Genomic DNA, 1073 nt, shown 5'->3' with positions numbered 1-1073 from the left:
GGGGTGAAATCGCCGTCGGGCGAGGCGAGTTCGAGGTTGTCGGCGACACCGAGCCCGGCGAAGACGGCCTGCCGGTCGGGGACGAGGCACAGGCCCCCGGCGGCGCGTGCCCGCGCGGTGTGCCGGGTGACGTCGGCGCCGTCCCACAGCACGGCTCCGGAGGTGAGCGGCGCGGTGCCCGCGAGGGCGCCCAGGGCGGTGGTGCGGCCGGATCCGTTGCGGCCCAGCAGCACGGTGACCGTCGCGTCGGGCGCGGCGAGGGTGACGCCGTGCAGGGCTTCGAGGGGGCCGTGATGGACGTGGGCGGCGCGCAGGGCGATGCCGCGCCTCATGCGGTCGGCCCCGTCATACGGTCGAGCACGGCGGCCGGTGGGCCGGACGCCACGACGGTGCCCGCCGCCATCACGTGCACCGTGTCCGCGAGGTCCGCCACCAGGTCCAGGTCGTGCTCGACGACGAGCAGGGCCGTGCCGTCGGCGGCCAGCGCCCGCAACAGCCGTGCCAGTTCCGCGACTTCGGCGGAGTCGAGGCCCGCGGTCGGCTCATCGAGCAGCAGGGTGTGGGGGCGGCCCGCGAGAGCACGGGCCAACTCGACCCGGCGCAGTGCCCCGGTGGACAGGTCGGAGGTGGGCCGCCCGCCCGGCAGCCGGAACAGGGCGAGCAGACGGCCGGTGGCGTCCGGATCGCGGACGAGGCCCTGCTCGGCCCCGATCCGGACGTTCTCGGAGACGGTCAACGACGGGAAGACGGCCAGCTGTTGGAAGGTGCGGGCCACGCCGAGCCGGGTGCGCGCGTGGGCGGGCAGCGCCGTGATGTCCCGCTCACCGAGCCGCACCCGCCCCGCGTCCGGGCGCACCGTCCCGGCGAGGCAGTGGAACAGGGTGCTCTTGCCCGCCCCGTTGGGCCCCACGACGGCGGTGATCCGCCCGGCAGGCACCGCGATGTCGACGTGGCGGAGCACGGGGTGACCGCCGAAGGCGACGGTGAGGTGAGTGGCGGTGAGGGTCGGGGTCCTGGGCGGGCTGCTGCCAGGGGTGGCAGGGCGGACCGGGTGCGCGGGCCGGGCGAGGCGG

General features: G+C 76.7%; 2 protein-coding genes. Both read right to left on the bottom strand.

Annotated features, from left to right (window positions below):
• Positions 1-332 (bottom strand): ATP-binding cassette domain-containing protein (locus G3I40_RS10875; protein WP_164301956.1); only part of this gene is annotated, 332 nt, incomplete at its 3' end.
• On the bottom strand, positions 329-1073 hold a 745-nt coding region (locus G3I40_RS10870; protein ID WP_164301955.1), incomplete at its 5' end, for an ATP-binding cassette domain-containing protein. The genes G3I40_RS10875 and G3I40_RS10870, both read right to left, overlap by 4 nt.

This window comes from Streptomyces sp. SID14478, from assembly GCF_010548525.1.
In the GTDB taxonomy this organism is placed as follows: Bacteria; Actinomycetota; Actinomycetes; order Streptomycetales; family Streptomycetaceae; genus Streptomyces.
The sequence above is the reverse complement of the archived record's forward strand: the minus strand, read 5'-3'. Positions and strand labels throughout refer to the sequence as shown.